The organism is Burkholderia cepacia (assembly GCF_029962485.1).
Taxonomy (GTDB): domain Bacteria; phylum Pseudomonadota; class Gammaproteobacteria; order Burkholderiales; family Burkholderiaceae; genus Burkholderia.
This window is the reverse complement of the sequence record NZ_CP073638.1, coordinates 1,590,166-1,605,029: the sequence shown is the minus strand read 5'-3', so window position 1 is coordinate 1,605,029 and position 14,864 is coordinate 1,590,166. Positions and strand designations below refer to the sequence as shown.

General features: G+C 65.9%; 15 protein-coding genes. 14 read left to right on the top strand and 1 reads right to left on the bottom strand.

Annotated features, from left to right (window positions below; translation table 11 throughout):
* The first annotated feature begins 19 nt into the window (after positions 1–19).
* The 10 genes from kdpB to KEC55_RS23430 all read left to right on the top strand — a co-directional run bounded on the left by kdpB (position 20) and on the right by KEC55_RS23430 (position 9,420).
* Complete coding sequence (gene kdpB, locus KEC55_RS23475) at positions 20–2,044, top strand: potassium-transporting ATPase subunit KdpB (RefSeq protein WP_282511408.1); 2,025 nt, start codon at positions 20–22, stop codon at positions 2,042–2,044.
* Positions 2,045–2,163: 119 nt separating this feature from the next.
* Entirely contained in the window at positions 2,164–3,804 is a 1,641-nt protein-coding gene (locus KEC55_RS23470) for a DUF4118 domain-containing protein (protein ID WP_282511309.1), read from the top strand.
* Positions 3,801–4,523: a response regulator gene (locus KEC55_RS23465; protein WP_282511307.1), complete on the top strand. Its 723-nt coding sequence runs from the start codon at positions 3,801–3,803 to the stop codon at positions 4,521–4,523. The genes KEC55_RS23470 and KEC55_RS23465 overlap by 4 nt, the downstream gene beginning before the upstream one ends.
* Positions 4,524–4,803: 280 nt before the next feature.
* Positions 4,804–5,577: an ABC transporter substrate-binding protein gene (locus KEC55_RS23460; protein WP_176046121.1), complete on the top strand. Its 774-nt coding sequence runs from the start codon at positions 4,804–4,806 to the stop codon at positions 5,575–5,577.
* Positions 5,578–5,749: 172 nt separating this feature from the next.
* Positions 5,750–6,439 carry an ABC transporter permease gene (locus tag KEC55_RS23455; protein ID WP_282511305.1) on the top strand — a complete coding sequence of 230 codons (690 nt, stop codon included), beginning with the start codon at positions 5,750–5,752 and terminating at the stop codon, positions 6,437–6,439.
* Positions 6,436–7,149 carry an ABC transporter permease gene (locus KEC55_RS23450; protein ID WP_282511303.1) on the top strand — a complete coding sequence of 238 codons (714 nt, stop codon included), beginning with the start codon at positions 6,436–6,438 and terminating at the stop codon, positions 7,147–7,149. Before KEC55_RS23455 ends, KEC55_RS23450 begins: the two co-directional genes overlap by 4 nt.
* Positions 7,150–7,182: 33 nt before the next feature.
* The gene (locus KEC55_RS23445) at positions 7,183–7,950 is read left to right on the top strand and encodes an ABC transporter ATP-binding protein (protein ID WP_282511301.1); all 768 of its coding nucleotides are present in this window, start codon (positions 7,183–7,185) and stop codon (positions 7,948–7,950) included.
* 74 nt (positions 7,951–8,024) lie between these two features.
* On the top strand, positions 8,025–8,459 hold the full coding sequence (locus KEC55_RS23440) for a cupin domain-containing protein (RefSeq protein WP_282511299.1): 435 nt from the start codon (positions 8,025–8,027) through the stop codon (positions 8,457–8,459).
* A 296-nt stretch (positions 8,460–8,755) separates the two neighbouring features.
* Positions 8,756–8,893, top strand: coding sequence for an HHHH-motif protein (locus KEC55_RS23435; RefSeq protein ID WP_175883728.1), 138 nt, complete (start codon positions 8,756–8,758; stop codon positions 8,891–8,893).
* A gap of 62 nt (positions 8,894–8,955) precedes the next feature.
* Positions 8,956–9,420 carry a hypothetical protein gene (locus KEC55_RS23430; RefSeq protein ID WP_282511296.1) on the top strand — a complete coding sequence of 155 codons (465 nt, stop codon included), beginning with the start codon at positions 8,956–8,958 and terminating at the stop codon, positions 9,418–9,420.
* Positions 9,421–9,530: 110 nt separating this feature from the next.
* Here KEC55_RS23430 and KEC55_RS23425 read toward each other — a convergent pair whose 3' ends face one another.
* Positions 9,531–10,886 carry a polyhydroxyalkanoate depolymerase gene (locus KEC55_RS23425; protein ID WP_282511295.1) on the bottom strand — a complete coding sequence of 452 codons (1,356 nt, stop codon included), beginning with the start codon at positions 10,884–10,886 and terminating at the stop codon, positions 9,531–9,533.
* 289 nt (positions 10,887–11,175) lie between these two features.
* Between KEC55_RS23425 and KEC55_RS23420 the strand changes: the two genes are divergently transcribed.
* The 4 genes from KEC55_RS23420 (at position 11,176) to KEC55_RS23405 (ending at position 14,830) form a co-directional block, all read left to right on the top strand.
* Positions 11,176–11,838, top strand: a complete 663-nt coding sequence (locus KEC55_RS23420; RefSeq protein ID WP_059237427.1) for a glutathione S-transferase family protein — start codon at positions 11,176–11,178, stop codon at positions 11,836–11,838.
* A 237-nt stretch (positions 11,839–12,075) separates the two neighbouring features.
* Positions 12,076–13,326 carry a Crp/Fnr family transcriptional regulator gene (locus KEC55_RS23415; protein ID WP_282511294.1) on the top strand — a complete coding sequence of 417 codons (1,251 nt, stop codon included), beginning with the start codon at positions 12,076–12,078 and terminating at the stop codon, positions 13,324–13,326.
* Positions 13,327–13,339: 13 nt separating this feature from the next.
* Positions 13,340–14,104, top strand: a complete 765-nt coding sequence (locus tag KEC55_RS23410; RefSeq protein ID WP_282511293.1) for a flagellar motor protein — start codon at positions 13,340–13,342, stop codon at positions 14,102–14,104.
* Between the two features lie 57 nt (positions 14,105–14,161).
* The gene (locus tag KEC55_RS23405; protein WP_282511292.1) at positions 14,162–14,830 is read left to right on the top strand and encodes an OmpA/MotB family protein; all 669 of its coding nucleotides are present in this window, start codon (positions 14,162–14,164) and stop codon (positions 14,828–14,830) included.
* The last annotated feature ends 34 nt before the right edge of the window (positions 14,831–14,864 follow it).

Here is a 14,864-nt window from a genome sequence, read left to right as displayed (position 1 = left end):
GGTCGGCGCCGTGCCGCCGATGCGCTGGACGGCCGTGCTGCGCGAGGCGTTCCGCAAGCTCGCGCCGCGGGTGCAGTTGAAGAACCCGGTGATGTTCGTCGTCTATCTCGGCAGCATCGTCACGACCGTGCTGTGGCTGCAAGCGCTGACCGGCACCGCCGACGCGCCGGTCGGCTTCATCTTCGCGGTCGCGTGCTGGCTGTGGTTCACCGTGCTGTTCGCGAACGCGGCCGAAGCGCTGGCCGAAGGGCGCGGCAAGGCGCAGGCCGACGCGTTGCGGGCGGCGCGCAAGCGCGTGTACGCGAAGGTGCTCGACGAACCGAAGCAAGCCGGCAGCACCAGCCATCGCGTGCCGAGCGACGAACTCGCGGCCGGCAGCATCGTGCTCGTCGAGGCCGGCGACACGATTCCGGCCGACGGCGAAGTGATCGACGGCGTCGCGTCGGTCGACGAGTCGGCAATCACCGGCGAATCCGCACCGGTGATCCGCGAGTCGGGCGGCGATTTCTCGTCGGTGACGGGCGGCACGCGCGTGCTGTCCGACTGGATCATCGTGAAGATCACCGCGCAACCGGGCGAAGCGTTCCTCGACCGGATGATCGCGATGGTCGAAGGCGCGAAGCGCGGCAAGACGCCGAACGAAGTGGCGCTGACGATCCTGCTCGTCGCGCTGACGATCATTTTCCTGCTCGTCTGCGTGACGCTGCTGCCGTTCTCGCAGTTCAGCGTGCTGCTGAACGCGTCGGGCTCGGCCGTGAGCCTGACCGTGCTGATCGCGCTGCTCGTGTGCCTGATCCCGACGACGATCGGCGCGCTGCTGTCGGCGATCGGCATCGCGGGGATGAGCCGCATGATGCGCGCGAACGTGCTCGCGACGTCGGGCCGCGCGATCGAGGCGGCCGGCGACGTCGACGTGCTGCTGCTCGACAAGACCGGCACGATCACGCTCGGCAACCGCGAGGCCGTGCAGTTCCGGCCGGCGCCCGGCGTGGACGAGCGCGCGCTGGCCGAGGCCGCGCAACTGTCGTCGCGCGCCGACGAAACGCCAGAAGGGCGCTCGATCGTCGCGCTCGCGAAACAGCGTTTCTCGCTGGACGTGGCGGCGGCCGACGGCAGCATCACGGTGCCGTTCAGCGCACGCACGCGGATGAGCGGCCTCGACATCGGCGAGCGCCAGGTGCGCAAGGGCGCGGCGTCCGCGATCCGCGCGCATGTCGATGCGCTCGGCGGCGTGTTTCCTCAAGCGGTCGAAACTGCCGTCAACGACATCGCGCGGCGCGGCGGTACGCCGCTCGTCGTCGCCGATGGTTCGACGGTGCTCGGCGCGATCGAGCTGAAGGACATCGTCAAGCACGGGATCGCCGCGCGCTTCGCCGAGTTGCGCAAGGTTGGCGTGAAGACCGTGATGATCACCGGCGACAACCGGCTCACCGCGGCCGCGATCGCGGCGGAAGCCGGTGTCGACGACTACCTCGCCGAAGCGACGCCCGAAGACAAGCTGCGGCTGATCCGCGAGCACCAGGCGAAGGGCCATCTCGTCGCGATGACGGGCGACGGCACCAACGACGCGCCGGCGCTCGCGCAGGCCGACGTGGCCGTCGCGATGCACAGCGGCACGCAGGCGGCGAAGGAGGCGGCCAACATGGTCGACCTCGACAGCAACCCGACGAAGCTGATGCAGGTGGTCGAGGTCGGCAAGCAGATGATCATGACGCGCGGCGCGCTGACCACCTTCAGCGTCGCGAACGATCTCGCGAAGTATTTCGCGATCATCCCGGCCGCGTTCGTCGCGACGTATCCGGCGCTCGGCGCGCTGAACGTGATGGGGCTGCACAGCCCGACGTCGGCGATCCTGTCGGCGGTGATCTTCAACGCGCTGATCATCGTCGCGCTGATTCCGCTCGCGCTGAAGGGCGTGAAGTATCGCGCGGAGCCGGCCGAGAAGCTGCTGGGGCGCAACCTGCTGATCTACGGAGTGGGCGGGATCGTCGCGCCGTTCATCGGCATCAAGCTGATCGACATGCTGTTGACGCCGTTTATCTGACCGAACGCGCCGTCGCGGCCCCGTTCACGCCTTCGCGGCGTGTGCGGGGCCGTTCGGCGTTTCAATTGCCGGAAGCGATCATGGATGTGAACGTGAACGATGCGAATCGGCGGACGAGGATGCCGCCGGAACCCGCCACGGGCGGCGACCGCTGGCGCGGCATGCTGCGAGCCTGTGCGGCGATGGCCGACCGCATCGCGGGCGCCGGGCCCGATACGCGGCCCGCGCTGGCCGTGAGCGAAGCGCGCCCGCGCACGCATGTGTGGGTGTCGCGGTACGCGGTGCCGCTGCTGCTGGCCACGCTCGTCTGCGCGCTGGCGACGCTCGCGGCGAGCGCGCTGCTGCGCGTATTCGACCTGTCGAACGTCGTGATGCTGTTCCTGATGACCGTCGTGCTGATCGCGCTGCGGCTCGGCCGGCTGGCCGGCGCGTGGGCCGCGTTCGTCTGCGTCGGCTGCTTCGACTTCTTCTTCGTCGAGCCGAGGCTGTCGTTCGCAGTGTCCGATACGCAGTACGTGTTTACGTTCGCGCTGATGCTCGCCGTCGCGCTCGCGATCGGCCAGCTCGCGGCACGCCTGCGCGCGGAGGCACGCGCCGCGCGGGCGAATGAGAAACGCTCGGCCGCACTCGCGCGCGTCGCGCACGATCTGTCGGCCGCGATCGAGACCGACCAGATCGCATCGATCTGCACCGGCACGATCGCGCCGCTGCTCGGCGTGCGCGTCGCGCTCGTGCTGCCCGATGCAGACGATCACCTGATGCCGGCGCGGCACGCACGATTCGTCGACGTGCCGACTGCACGCTGGGTCTACGAGCATGCCCGCGCGGCCGGTTGCGGGATGCCGCCGTTCGAGCGTGCGGCCGCGCAGTACCTGCCGCTGAAGGCGCCGATGCGCGTGCGTGGCGTGCTTGTGCTGTTCGGCGATGCGCAGCCGGTGCCGACCGATCCCGACGATCGCCGCCTGATCGATGCGCTGTGTTCATCGATTGCGATGGCGCTCGAACGCGTGCACTACGTCGGCGTCGCGCAGCACACGCTGGTCCGGATCGAAGGCGAGCGGTTGCGCAATGCACTGCTGGCCGCCGTGTCGCACGACCTGAAGACGCCGCTCACCGCGATCCGCGGGCTTGCCGAGACGCTGGAGCGGCCCGAGCGGCTCGCGAGCGGCCAGCCGGCCGCGCTCGCGCATGGCATCCGCAACCAGGCCGAGGCGCTGCACGGGCTCGTCGTGAACTTGCTCGACCTCGCACGGATGCAGAGCGAAGGCGTACGGCTCAACCGCGAATGGCACATGCTCGACGAGATCGTCGGCAGCGCGCTCGCGCATTCGGCCGGCGTGCTGGCCGGCCGCGACGTGAGCGCCGACCTGCCGGCCGACCTGCCGCTGATCGACGTGGACGCGCTGCTGATCGAGCGCGTGCTGATGAACCTGCTCGACAACGCCGCGAAATACGCGGGCGCGGAGGCGGCCGTGTCGGTGCGCGCGCGCGTGTTCGGCGAAACGCTGTACGTGTTCGTCGAGGACGACGGGCCCGGTTTCATCGCGCGCAACACCGAGCCGCTGTTCGAGCCGTTCGAGCGCGAACGCAAGGAATCGTCGATCAGCGGCGTCGGGCTCGGGCTCGCGCTGTGTCGCAGCATCGTCAACGCGCACGGCGGCTCGATCCGCGCGGTGCCGCTCGATCCGCACGGCGCGCGGTTCGAGATTCGCCTGCCACTGGGCGCGCCGCCCGACATCGAACACGAGAGCCGGACATGATCAGATCGCGCGTACTCATCGTCGAGGACGAAGCGGATATCCGCCGCTTCGTGCGGATGGCGCTGGAACAGGAGGGGCTCGACACCTACGAGGCGTCGACGGCCCGCGAGGCGCGGATGTATGCGTCGAGCAGCAAGCCCGATCTCGTGATCGTCGATCTCGGGCTGCCCGACGACGACGGCAAGACCTTCATCCGCGAGTTGCGCGAGTGGTCGACGGTGCCGGTGATCGTGCTGTCCGCGCGGCAGCAGGAGGTGGAGAAGGTCGCGGCGCTCGATGCGGGCGCCGACGATTACCTGCCCAAGCCGTTCGGCGTGCCCGAACTGCTCGCGCGGGCGCGGGCGCAGTTGCGGCGCGCGGCGTTCGTGACGGCCGACGGGCAATCGTCGTCGGTCGTGCGGTTCGGCGACGTGACCGTCGATCTCGGCCGGCACGAAGTCGCCCGTGGCGGGGAGCCCGTCCATCTGACGCGCCTCGAATTCCGGCTGCTCGCCGCGCTGATCCGCGCGCGCGGCGGCGTGGTCGCCGCGCGGCAGTTGCTGGCCGAGGTGTGGGGCATCCATGACGCCGATCGCGCGCACTACGTACGCGTGTACATGACGAACCTGCGGCAGAAGCTCGAACCGGTGCCCGCGCGGCCGCGGCACCTGCTGACGGAGTTGCAGTTCGGCTACCGGCTGGTCGGTCTGGAAACGGTCGGCTTGCCGCGGGAAGTATAGACAGGCGTCACACCCAGCCCGGCTGCCGCCTTACGCCGCGAGAAAGCCGGAATTCAGCATCATGTAATCGATAATTAATTGAAATTTAAGGAAAATCGTAGCCCACGGCAAGAATCCGCCGACAATTAGAGATAAACACGGATTGCTGGCCCCATCCCTGAAAGGCAAAGTTGTATGTACAACTTGGAGCGTCGCCGGGAGAGGCGATTCCCGGGTTGGAAGGGTTCACGGCGGGCAGTCCGACCGGAACCCGGCCCAGTTCGCCTCTGACAGGAACGCCATGAAGAAACTCGCGCTCAGTATTGCCCTTGCCTGCATCGCGGTCGGTGCCCACGCCAAGGATTGGTCGACGATCCGGTTCGGCGTCGACGCCAGCTACCCGCCGTTCGAATCGAAGGACGCAAGCGGCAAGGTCGTCGGCTTCGACGTCGATCTCGGCAACGAGATCTGCGCCCGCCTGAAGGCGAAATGCGTGTGGATCGAGAACGACTTCGACGGGATGATCCCGGCGCTGAAGGCGAAGAAGTTCGACGGCGTGCTGTCGTCGATGTCGATGACGCCGGCGCGCGCCGAGCAGATCGCGTTCTCCGACAAGCTGTTCAACACGCCGACGCGCCTCGTCGCGAAGAAGGGCGCGAACCTGCAGCCGACGGCCGAATCGCTGAAGGGCAAGTCGGTGGGCGTCGAGCAGGGCACCATCCAGGAAACCTACGCGAAGGCCTACTGGGCGCCGAAGGGCGTGCAGGTCGTGCCTTACCAGAATCAGGACGGCGTGTACCAGGACCTGATGTCCGGCCGCCTCGACGCGGCGCTGCAAGACGCGGTGCAGGCCGATATCGGCTTCCTGAAGACGCCGCGCGGCGCGAACTTCGAATTCGCCGGCAAGGACATCGACGATCCGAAGACGCTCGGCAACGGCGCGGGCATCGGCCTGCGCAAGGACGATGGCGACCTGAAGGCGAAGATCGATCACGCGATCGCCGACATCATCAAGGACGGCACGTACAAGAAGCTCGAGAAGAAGTACTTCGCGTTCGACGTCTACGGCGGCTGACCCTCCATGCGGCGCGCACCGGCTGGGGCGCGCCGCGTCTGTCGTGGGTGCAACCCGCTTCGCGTGATGCGTCCGACTTGATGAGCAGCCTGCATCAGGTAGTGCGCAGATATCGTTTGATGCGCGGCTAATGGCTATTGACAATCCAGCCACCTCGTTCTGGATCCCTCATATGATCTTCCAAGGATTTGGCCCGCTGCTGTGGGCCGGCACGGTCGAGACCGTGAAGCTCGCGGTGCTGTCGCTCGCCGCGTCGCTCATTCTGGGCCTCGTCGGTGCGAGCGCGAAGCTGTCGACGAACCGCGTGCTCAAGTCGATCGGCACCTTCTACACGACACTGATCCGCGCGGTGCCGGATCTCGTGCTGATGCTGCTGCTGTTCTACGGGATCCAGATCCTGCTGAACAACGTCACCGACATGCTCGGCTGGGACCAGATCGACATCGACCCGTTCGTGGCCGGCGTCATCACGCTCGGCTTCATCTACGGCGCGTACTTCACCGAGACGTTCCGCGGCGCGTTCCTCTCGGTGCCGCGCGGCCAGCTCGAAGCGGGCTTCGCGTACGGGATGAGCGGCTGGCGCGTGTTCCGCCGCATCCTGTTCCCGCAGATGATGCGCTTCGCGCTGCCGGGCATCGGCAACAACTGGCAGGTGCTCGTCAAGGCGACTGCGCTGGTGTCGATCATCGGCCTGGCCGACGTCGTCAAGGCGTCGCAGGACGCCGGCAAGAGCACGCTCGATTTCTTCTTCTTCACGCTGGCTGCAGGCGCGATCTACCTCGCGATCACGACGGTATCCAACCTCGTGCTGCATCACCTCGAGAAGCGTTATTCCGTCGGTGTCCGGAGGCTCGCACTGTGATCGAACTCGTCAGCCAGTACTGGCAAAGCTATCTCTATACCGACGGCTACCGCTTCAGCGGCCTCGCGATCACGCTGTGGCTGCTGGTCGTGTCGATCGCGCTCGGTTTCGCGCTCGCCGTGCCGCTCGCGATCGCGCGTGCGTCGTCGAACCGCTGGATCTCGGGCCCGGTGTGGCTCTATACGTACGTGTTCCGCGGCACGCCGCTCTACGTGCAGCTGCTGATGTGCTACACGGGCATCTACAGCCTGCAGGTCGTGCACAACCACGTGTTGCTCGACACGTTCTTCCGCAACGCGATGAACTGCACGCTGCTCGCGTTCGTGCTGAACGAATGCGCGTATGCGACGGAAATCTTCGCCGGTGCGATCAAGGCGACGTCGGCCGGCGAGATCGAGGCCGGCATGGCCTACGGGATGTCGCGCTACAAGCTCTATACGCGCATCATCCTGCCTTCCGCGCTGCGCCGTTCGCTGCCGAGCTACAGCAACGAAGTGATCCTGATGCTGCACGCGACGACGCTCGCGTTCACCGCGACCGTGCCCGACATCCTGAAGGTCACGCGCGACGTCAATTCGGCGACGTACATGTCGTTCCAGGCCTACGGCATTGCCGCCGTGCTGTACGCCGTCGTCGTGTTCACGCTCATCTGGGCGTTCCGCAAGCTCGAGACGCGCTGGCTCGCGTACCTCTCGCCGCGCGGCCATTAACGCATTCGCAAGATTCGCAAGGAAGGACCCAGCATGTACAAGCTTACCGTTGACAACCTGCACAAGAAATTCGGCGACAACGAGGTGTTGAAGGGCGTGTCGATGAAGGCGAAGGCCGGCGACGTGATCAGCATCATCGGCTCGAGCGGCTCCGGCAAGAGCACGTTCCTGCGCTGCATCAACTTCCTCGAGCAGCCGTGCTCGGGGCAGATCACGATCGGCAGCGAGCCGATCCAGACCACGCGCGACCGCAACGGCTCGCTGCGCGTGGCCGACCAGAAGCAGCTGCAGCGGATGCGCACGAAGCTGTCGATGGTGTTCCAGCACTTCAACCTGTGGGCGCACATGACGGTGCTCGAGAACGTGATCGAGGCGCCGATGGCCGTGCTCGGGATCGGCAAGGATGAAGCGATCGCACGGGCGCGCAAGTATCTGGAGAAGGTCGGCCTCGCGTCGCGCGTCGAAGGCATGTATCCGGCGCACCTGTCGGGCGGCCAGCAGCAGCGTGTGGCGATTGCTCGTGCGCTTGCGATGGAGCCGGAAGTGATGCTGTTCGACGAGCCGACGTCGGCGCTCGATCCGGAACTGGTGGGCGAAGTGCTGAAGGTGATGCAGAAGCTCGCCGAGGAAGGCCGCACGATGGTCGTCGTCACGCACGAGATGGGCTTCGCGCGCAACGTGTCGAATCACGTGATCTTCCTGCATCAGGGGAAGATCGAGGAGGAAGGGAATCCGCAGGAGATTCTCGTGAATCCGAAGAGCGAACGGCTCGGGCAGTTCCTGTCGGGGCGGTTGAAGTAAGCACGCGGGTGGTGGTGCAAGGTGGAACGCTAAATGCTTGTCACGCGTGATCCTTTCGATGAAGGAGCACGACAATGAGCACACCGACCACCACCGCCTTTTCCCACGTCCGGCCGCAGGACACCGCGTATCGCGGCGAGGGCCTGCGCGACTTCTTCCTGTATCGCGATCTCGGCATCGCGGCCGCGACGAACGGCAAGGTCGTCGCGCAACTCGTCAGGGCAAATCATGCACCGGTGGCGGGCACCGGCTGGCACCGTCACGAGGCCGAGTTCCATATCGTGATCATGCTGAAGGGCTGGGCGCGCTTCATGTACGGCGAACAGGAGACGCTGGTGGCCGCAGGCGACTGCGTGCATCAGGCGCCGGGAATCGTCCACTACCTGTTCGACTACTCGCCGGACATGGAGTACCTGGAGATCGTCGGGCCCGCCGATTTCAAGTCGATCGACGTCGACGGGCCGTGCGCGGTGCCGCCGCCGACGCCATGGGGCGAGGCGGGCGCGTAGCCTTCACGCGCGCCCGCGCACGCTGTCGATAGACCGCCTTCGGGCGGTTTTTTTGTTGATCCACCGACACCCGCGACCTGCTTCCTTCGCTTCAACGTGTTCCTTCGAATGCCGAAGGATCGGGAAGCTGAAGATCCGGAAAGAAAAGAAAGACATTCGTCAGCTTCGACCGCCGATTGGCGATGCGATGTCAAAGATCGTCAATTGCACGCATGCACGGTGCACGGTCTGTCGACGACCGGCGTTAAGGAGGTACCAGCCGGATCACCGGCTGACCTATCCGGGAGAGTTCCACCATGAACCGCATCGCGAAGATCCTGACGGCAACTGCACTGGCTTGCGCCGTGCTCGCGCCGGCACTGGCCGAAGCGCATTCGCACCGCGTGTGCCATTTCGATCATCACCACCATCGCGTGTGCCGCTGGGTGCGGTAACCGTGGGTTTTCCCGGGGACGCCCCGGACGCTTTCATCATTCAGGCAAATCAGGAGAGGACTATGAAAAAGACGATGTTGATCGCCGCGCTGGTCGCCGGCATGGGTGTGTCGATCGGTGCATTCGCGCAGGTTCCGGCCAGCGCGCCGGCCGGCACGACCGGTCTGTGCAAGGATGGCTCGTTCTACTCGGGCGCGTCGAAGAAGGGCGCATGTGCAGGCCACAAGGGCGTGAAGACGTGGTACGGCGCATCGGCCGCCGCTGCGGCGAGCGCACCGGCCGCGGCACCGGCCATGGCGGCTTCCGCTGCGCCGGCATCGGGCGCCGCTCCCGCGAAGAGCGCCGCCGCGACGACGGCAGCCGCGCCGGGCGGCGGTGCAGGCAAGGTGTGGGCGAACGACAGCACGAAGGTCTATCACTGCTCGACCGACAAGTACTACGGCAAGACGAAGCACGGCAGCTACATGTCGGAAGCCGACGCGAAGGCGAAGGGCTACCACGCGTCGCACGGCAAGGCCTGCTCGTAACGCGCAAGGCCGGCGCGCGCGTGCATGCGCTCGCGCGTCGTCCGAATGCTGCAATACCTGAATCGCCCCGCCTGTCCGGCGGGGCGATTCATTTGTGTCGTCACCCGCGTTCAGTGCGCGTGATTTGATCGTGTCTCTGTCGTCGCATCGCTCCCGGTTGTGCGCGCATCGAGCAGGGCACGCAGTGTGACGTAGTGGGTGCCGTTCGTATCGCCTTCCGCAGCTGCGGTGCGATCGTACGGCTCGTTGTCATGGATCGTCGCCCGCACGATCGGGTAGATCTGCGTTTCCCACCGGCTGCCGTTGAATACGCCGTAGTGCCCCGCACCCGTCTGTACATGGTGCGTCTTCAGATACGGCGGTAACCCCGAACACAGTTCCTGCGCGGCCACCGTCTGGCCCACCGCGCAGATATCGTCTTTTTCGCCTTCGATCGTCAACAGCGCGGTGCGATGAATCGCCGCCGGTTCGACGAGCCTGTCGCCGACCGTCAGCTCGCCGCGCGCGAGCGCGTATTGCTGGAACACCTTCTCGACCGTTTCCAGGTAGAACTCCGCGGTGAGGTCGGCCGTCGCGAAATATTCGTCGTAGAAGTGCCGTAGCGTGTCCGCTTTCGCGGGGTCGCCTTTCGCGCGCTCGTAATACAGATCGGCGAACGACGCCGCATGCCGGTCCGGGTTCATCGACATGAACGCGCCGACCTGCACGAAGCCCGGATACACGCACCGCTGCGCGCCGACGAAGCCGGCCGGCACGACGCTGATCAGGTTGCGTGCGAACCATTCGATCGGCTGGCTCGTCGCGAGCGCGTTGACCTTCGTCGGATTCACGCGACAATCGATCGGGCCCGCCATCAGCGTCAGGCTCGCGGGCTGCGCCGGATCGCCGCCGGCCGCCATCAGCGCGACGGCCGCGAGCGCGGCGACGGTCGGCTGGCAGATTGCGAGCACGTGCGCGTCCGGGCCGATCTGGCGGATGAAGTCGATCACGTGCGCAACGTATTCGTCGAAGCCGAAGCGCCCGGCCGTCAGCGGGATGTCGCGCGGGTTGTGCCAGTCGGTGATGTACACGTCGTGATCGGCCAGCATCGTGTGCACCGTGCCGCGCAGCAGCGTCGCGAAGTGCCCGGACATCGGCGCGACGATCAGCACGCGCGGCTGGCGCGCGACCGGCCGCGCCTTGCGGAAATGCAGCAGCGTCGCGAACGGCGTGACGGCCGCCGCTTCCTCGACGATCGGCACCGATTCGCCGTCGACCACGATCGATTCGATCCCGAATGGCGGGCGCCGATGCGAGAACGCGCAGCATTCGAGCAGCTCGCACAGCGCGTCGAGCATGCGGCCGGTCGGCGTCGACGTCGCGGGTGGCCACAGCGACATCGTCGCGCGCGTGGCGGCCGCCCATGCACGCGCCGGGCGCAGGCATTCGGCAGACCATTGATAAAACGGATAGGCAAGCAGGTTCATGACCGTCGCTCGTTGCGCCGCGTTGCAGGGAACGAGGCAAGCCGTGTGCCAGCGTGCGGCTGGCACGCGCGTTGCACGCGGTTCGGGAACGCGGCGGCGCAGGCGGTACGTGAGGACGGGTGGGCGAAGGCGATGCGCTGCCGCGCCGGTCTCGCGAGTGATGCGTGCCGCGCCACGGTGCGGTGCTGCGCCAGTTCGGCGAATGGGCCGCACAGGCGTGGTGCGGATAACGGCGTGATGCGTCCGTTTTCGGTGCAGGGGCACGAACGGCAACCAGCAGGGGAGCGACATGGAATCCACCGGACAGACGACGCTGACCATCAGCAGCCGCAATTACTCGTCGTGGTCGATGCGCGGCTGGCTGCTCGCGAAGCTGAGCGGGCTCGCGTTCGAGACGGTCAGCGTGCCGATCGATGCGGCGTCGCGCGCGGAATTGCTGCTGCTGTCGCCGTCGATCCTCGTGCCGTGCCTGACGCACGACGGCAGCACGGTGTGGGACACGCTCGCGATCGCCGAATACCTGAACGAGATCCGGCCCCAGGCGCGGCTGCTGCCCGACGACCGGCATGCGCGCGCGCATTGCCGGTCGATCTGCGGCGAGATGCATTCCGGCTTCAGTGCGTTGCGATCCGCGCTGCCGATGAACCTGCGCGCGCATTTCCCCGGCTTCCGGATCTGGTCGCGCGCGCAGCACGACATCCAGCGGATCGTCACGATCTGGCGCGAGTGCCTGGCCGCTTACGGCGGGCCCTGGTTGTTCGGTGCGGAGATCGGCATTGCCGATGCGATGTACGCGCCGGTCGTCACGCGCTTCCTGACATACGACGTGAAGCTTGAGCCGGACGTCGCCGAATACTGTATGCGCGTGCTCGCGCATCCGTTCGTCGCCGAGTGGATCGAAGCGGCGAAGGCCGAGCATGAAGACATCGACGAACTCGACATGGAGTTCTGACGCACGCGATCGTCGCACACTTTCAATTTCACTACATGCGCAAGGGGCGAAACGAACGTTCGATGCGCTCGCGCAACTCGCAAACGTTTTACCTTGATTTCGGTTCGAAACGAGGATGAATTCCCTAAAGGATGTTGAGCCCGCTGACGTAAACGAGTCACGGGGATGACTCGCGATACGCACGCTTTCGACGTGCGACGCGCAGTCCGCAATAACCAGCGCAGCAGGGGAATCGACTTGAATCGTCAGCAATCGTGGACGCGTACGGCGGCGCCCGGGGAAATCATTTATTCCGAGGGCTTCGCCGGCGAGCCCGTCATCTTTCTGATTACCGACGGCAAGGTCGAGCTGTCCACGCGATGCGACGACAAGCGCGTCATCGTCGCGACGCTCGGCCGCGGCGAGTTCTTCGGCGAATCAGCGTTGCTCGCGGCCGAGCCGCGTGCGCATACCGCGAAGGCGCTGTCGTTCTGTCAGCTCACTGTCGTGCCGGCCGGCATGCTCGATGACGAAATCGAGCGCGTGTCCGCGCTGCTGCGCCATATCGTGCGGACGATGATTCGCCGCGTGAAGCGCAAGGACGACCAGCTTGCCACCTATACCCATGCGGACTTCATGCCGGGCGTGCTGTCCTATGCGCACCTGCTGGCGCTGATGGCGAACGCCGATGCACGCGAAGCGAGCGACTCGTGGGCGCGCCGGCCGATGCAGGCTCATGCGGCCGAAACCTCGGTGCCGCTCGCCGAAGTGATCCGCAAATGCCGCGCGATTGCCGGCCACTCGCGCCCGCACGTGCTCGCGATGCTGCGACGCATGGAGAAGCTCAATCTCGTCTCGATCGAAGCCGCGCAGGCCGATGCTGCTGGTGGCGCAATCGACTACGCGGCTTCGTCGGATGCGCGCCAGGTCGTCACCTTCGACGCCGCGCGCGTGATCGATCGCGCGCAGCAGGTGGCCGATCACGATCTCGACCTGTCGATCAACAGTGAACTCGAACTCATCGAGCTGGCCGATCTCGAATCGCTGATCGGCGTCGACAAGACGCTGCTGCTCAACAAGCTGTCGAACGGCGAGATCGCCGACGAAGTGTTCGCGTTCCGCAAATCGAAGGTGCTCAGTTACGTCGAGCAGAAGGGCGTGGCGTACTTCTCGCGACGCAACGCGCGTCGTGGCGGCGAGGTGCGTGCGCTGGAGGATCTCGTGTGGGTCGACCAGCGCACGCTGTTCGACGTGATCAGCGCGTTCGATACGTACGATCTCGCGAAGCTGATCGCGAACCTCGACGATCGCGCGGTGGCCGACAAGCTGTTTTCCGTGATGACCGAGGCGCGGCGCAACGAGGTGTCGTGGGTGATGCGCCGCGAGATCAAGCTTGATCCGATCGAGGTCGAGGAGATCGAGCAGCGCGTGCTCGATGCCGTGCGCGCGGCGAAGGCGCCTGCAGCCGGTGTGGCACCGGTGGCGTCGACATCGTCGTCGGATGCGTGAAACGGAGAGCCATATGGATCTGTTGACCCTGGCCGGTGTGGTGCTCGGCGGCGCGGCGATCGTGTTCGGTTTCGCGCTCGAAGGCGGACATTTCTCGATGCTGTTCCAGTTCGAGGCGCTCGTGATCGTGTTCGGCGGCACGCTCGGCGCGGTGATGATCCAGAACACGTGGGCGCGTTTCTTCGACGCGGTGAAGCAGTTGCGGCTCGCGTTCGTCCGGGCGCGCGAAGTCGATCGCAAGAACCTGTCCGACCTGCTCGAATGGGGCGATCGCGCGAAAGTCGACGGGATGCTCGCGTTCGAATCGATGGACGTGAGCGGGATTCATCCGTTTGCGCGCCGCGGGCTCGAACTGCTGGCGAACGGCGTGTCGACCGCCGTGCTCGAGGATGCGTTGCAGCGCGAACTCGATGCGTACGAGCGCAGCCGCCTGGCGGCCGTGCGCGTGTGGCAGCAGGCCGGTGGCTATGCGCCGACGTTCGGCATTCTCGGCTCGGTGCTCGGGCTCGTGCAGGTGACGAGCCATATTCTCGAACCCGCGCAGCTCGGGCCAGGCATCGCGGTCGCGTTCGTCGCGACGCTGTACGGGCTCGCGTTCGCGAACCTCGTGTTCCTGCCGCTGTACGGCAAGCTGCGCGCGCAGATCGATAGCGAGATGCGCTTCCGCAAGCTGTATCTCGACGGCTTGCTCGCGATTTCGCGCAAGGAGTCGCCGCATACGATCGAAACGCGGCTGACCGGCGATGTGCGCGGGCGTGCAGCGGAATCGCTTGCTTGATGGGCGTGTGCCTGTTCAGGCGCCAGCGCCATATGACGAACCGGGATTCTCGACCGCATGACAGCTCGAACTGACGGCGCATCCGCTGCCGATCGCGACGATGATGAACTCGAAGGCTCGCAGTCCGGGCGCTGGCTGATTTCGTACGCGGACCTCATCACGACGCTGATGGTGCTGTTTCTCGCGCTGTATGTGCTGCAGCTCGCGAAATACAATGCGCTCGATGCGCGATACCAGACGCTTGCGCGGCAGGCTGGTGGTGCTGCGAGTGTTGCCGATGCCGCCACGCCCGACCATGCGCCGCCGTGGCTTGCACTGCTCGATTCGTTGAAGTCGAACGGCCGGATTTCGCTGGTGAAGGCGCCGCATGGCGTCGAGATTGGCATCGACGCGAAGATCCTGTTCAATGTCGGCGATGCGCGCTTGCTGCCGGATTCATCGCCGGTGCTGAACCAGATTGCACAGGCACTGAGCGAGCATGCGACCGGCGACATCCTCGTCGAAGGCCACACGGACAATGTGCCGATCGCGAACGCTAAATACGAATCGAACTGGGAGCTTTCGTCGGCGCGTGCGGGGAGTGTCGTGCGCTATCTGACCGAGCGCGGTGTGGCACCGCATCGCCTGGCGGCGATCGGGCGGGCCGATACGCAGCCGCTCGTGGCGGGTGATGATGCGGATTCAAGGGCGAGGAATCGGCGGGTGACGATTTTCGTTGCGTATTGATTCAGTACTTTAGCTAGCGCTCAACCAATAATTC

What these genes read in the sequence shown, in the direction of transcription:
- kdpB (WP_282511408.1), top strand. Translation starts at nt 20, where the DNA reads ATGCGCTGGACGGCCGTGCTGCGCGAGGCGTTCCGCAAGCTCGCGCCG.
- KEC55_RS23470 (WP_282511309.1), top strand. Translation starts at nt 2,164, where the DNA reads ATGCCGCCGGAACCCGCCACGGGCGGCGACCGCTGGCGCGGCATGCTG.
- KEC55_RS23465 (WP_282511307.1), top strand. Translation starts at nt 3,801, where the DNA reads ATGATCAGATCGCGCGTACTCATCGTCGAGGACGAAGCGGATATCCGC.
- KEC55_RS23460 (WP_176046121.1), top strand. Translation starts at nt 4,804, where the DNA reads ATGAAGAAACTCGCGCTCAGTATTGCCCTTGCCTGCATCGCGGTCGGT.
- KEC55_RS23455 (WP_282511305.1), top strand. Translation starts at nt 5,750, where the DNA reads ATGATCTTCCAAGGATTTGGCCCGCTGCTGTGGGCCGGCACGGTCGAG.
- KEC55_RS23445 (WP_282511301.1), top strand. Translation starts at nt 7,183, where the DNA reads ATGTACAAGCTTACCGTTGACAACCTGCACAAGAAATTCGGCGACAAC.
- KEC55_RS23440 (WP_282511299.1), top strand. Translation starts at nt 8,025, where the DNA reads ATGAGCACACCGACCACCACCGCCTTTTCCCACGTCCGGCCGCAGGAC.
- KEC55_RS23435 (WP_175883728.1), top strand. Translation starts at nt 8,756, where the DNA reads ATGAACCGCATCGCGAAGATCCTGACGGCAACTGCACTGGCTTGCGCC.
- KEC55_RS23430 (WP_282511296.1), top strand. Translation starts at nt 8,956, where the DNA reads ATGAAAAAGACGATGTTGATCGCCGCGCTGGTCGCCGGCATGGGTGTG.
- KEC55_RS23425 (WP_282511295.1), bottom strand. Translation starts at nt 10,886, where the DNA reads ATGAACCTGCTTGCCTATCCGTTTTATCAATGGTCTGCCGAATGCCTG.
- KEC55_RS23420 (WP_059237427.1), top strand. Translation starts at nt 11,176, where the DNA reads ATGGAATCCACCGGACAGACGACGCTGACCATCAGCAGCCGCAATTAC.
- KEC55_RS23410 (WP_282511293.1), top strand. Translation starts at nt 13,340, where the DNA reads ATGGATCTGTTGACCCTGGCCGGTGTGGTGCTCGGCGGCGCGGCGATC.
- KEC55_RS23405 (WP_282511292.1), top strand. Translation starts at nt 14,162, where the DNA reads ATGACAGCTCGAACTGACGGCGCATCCGCTGCCGATCGCGACGATGAT.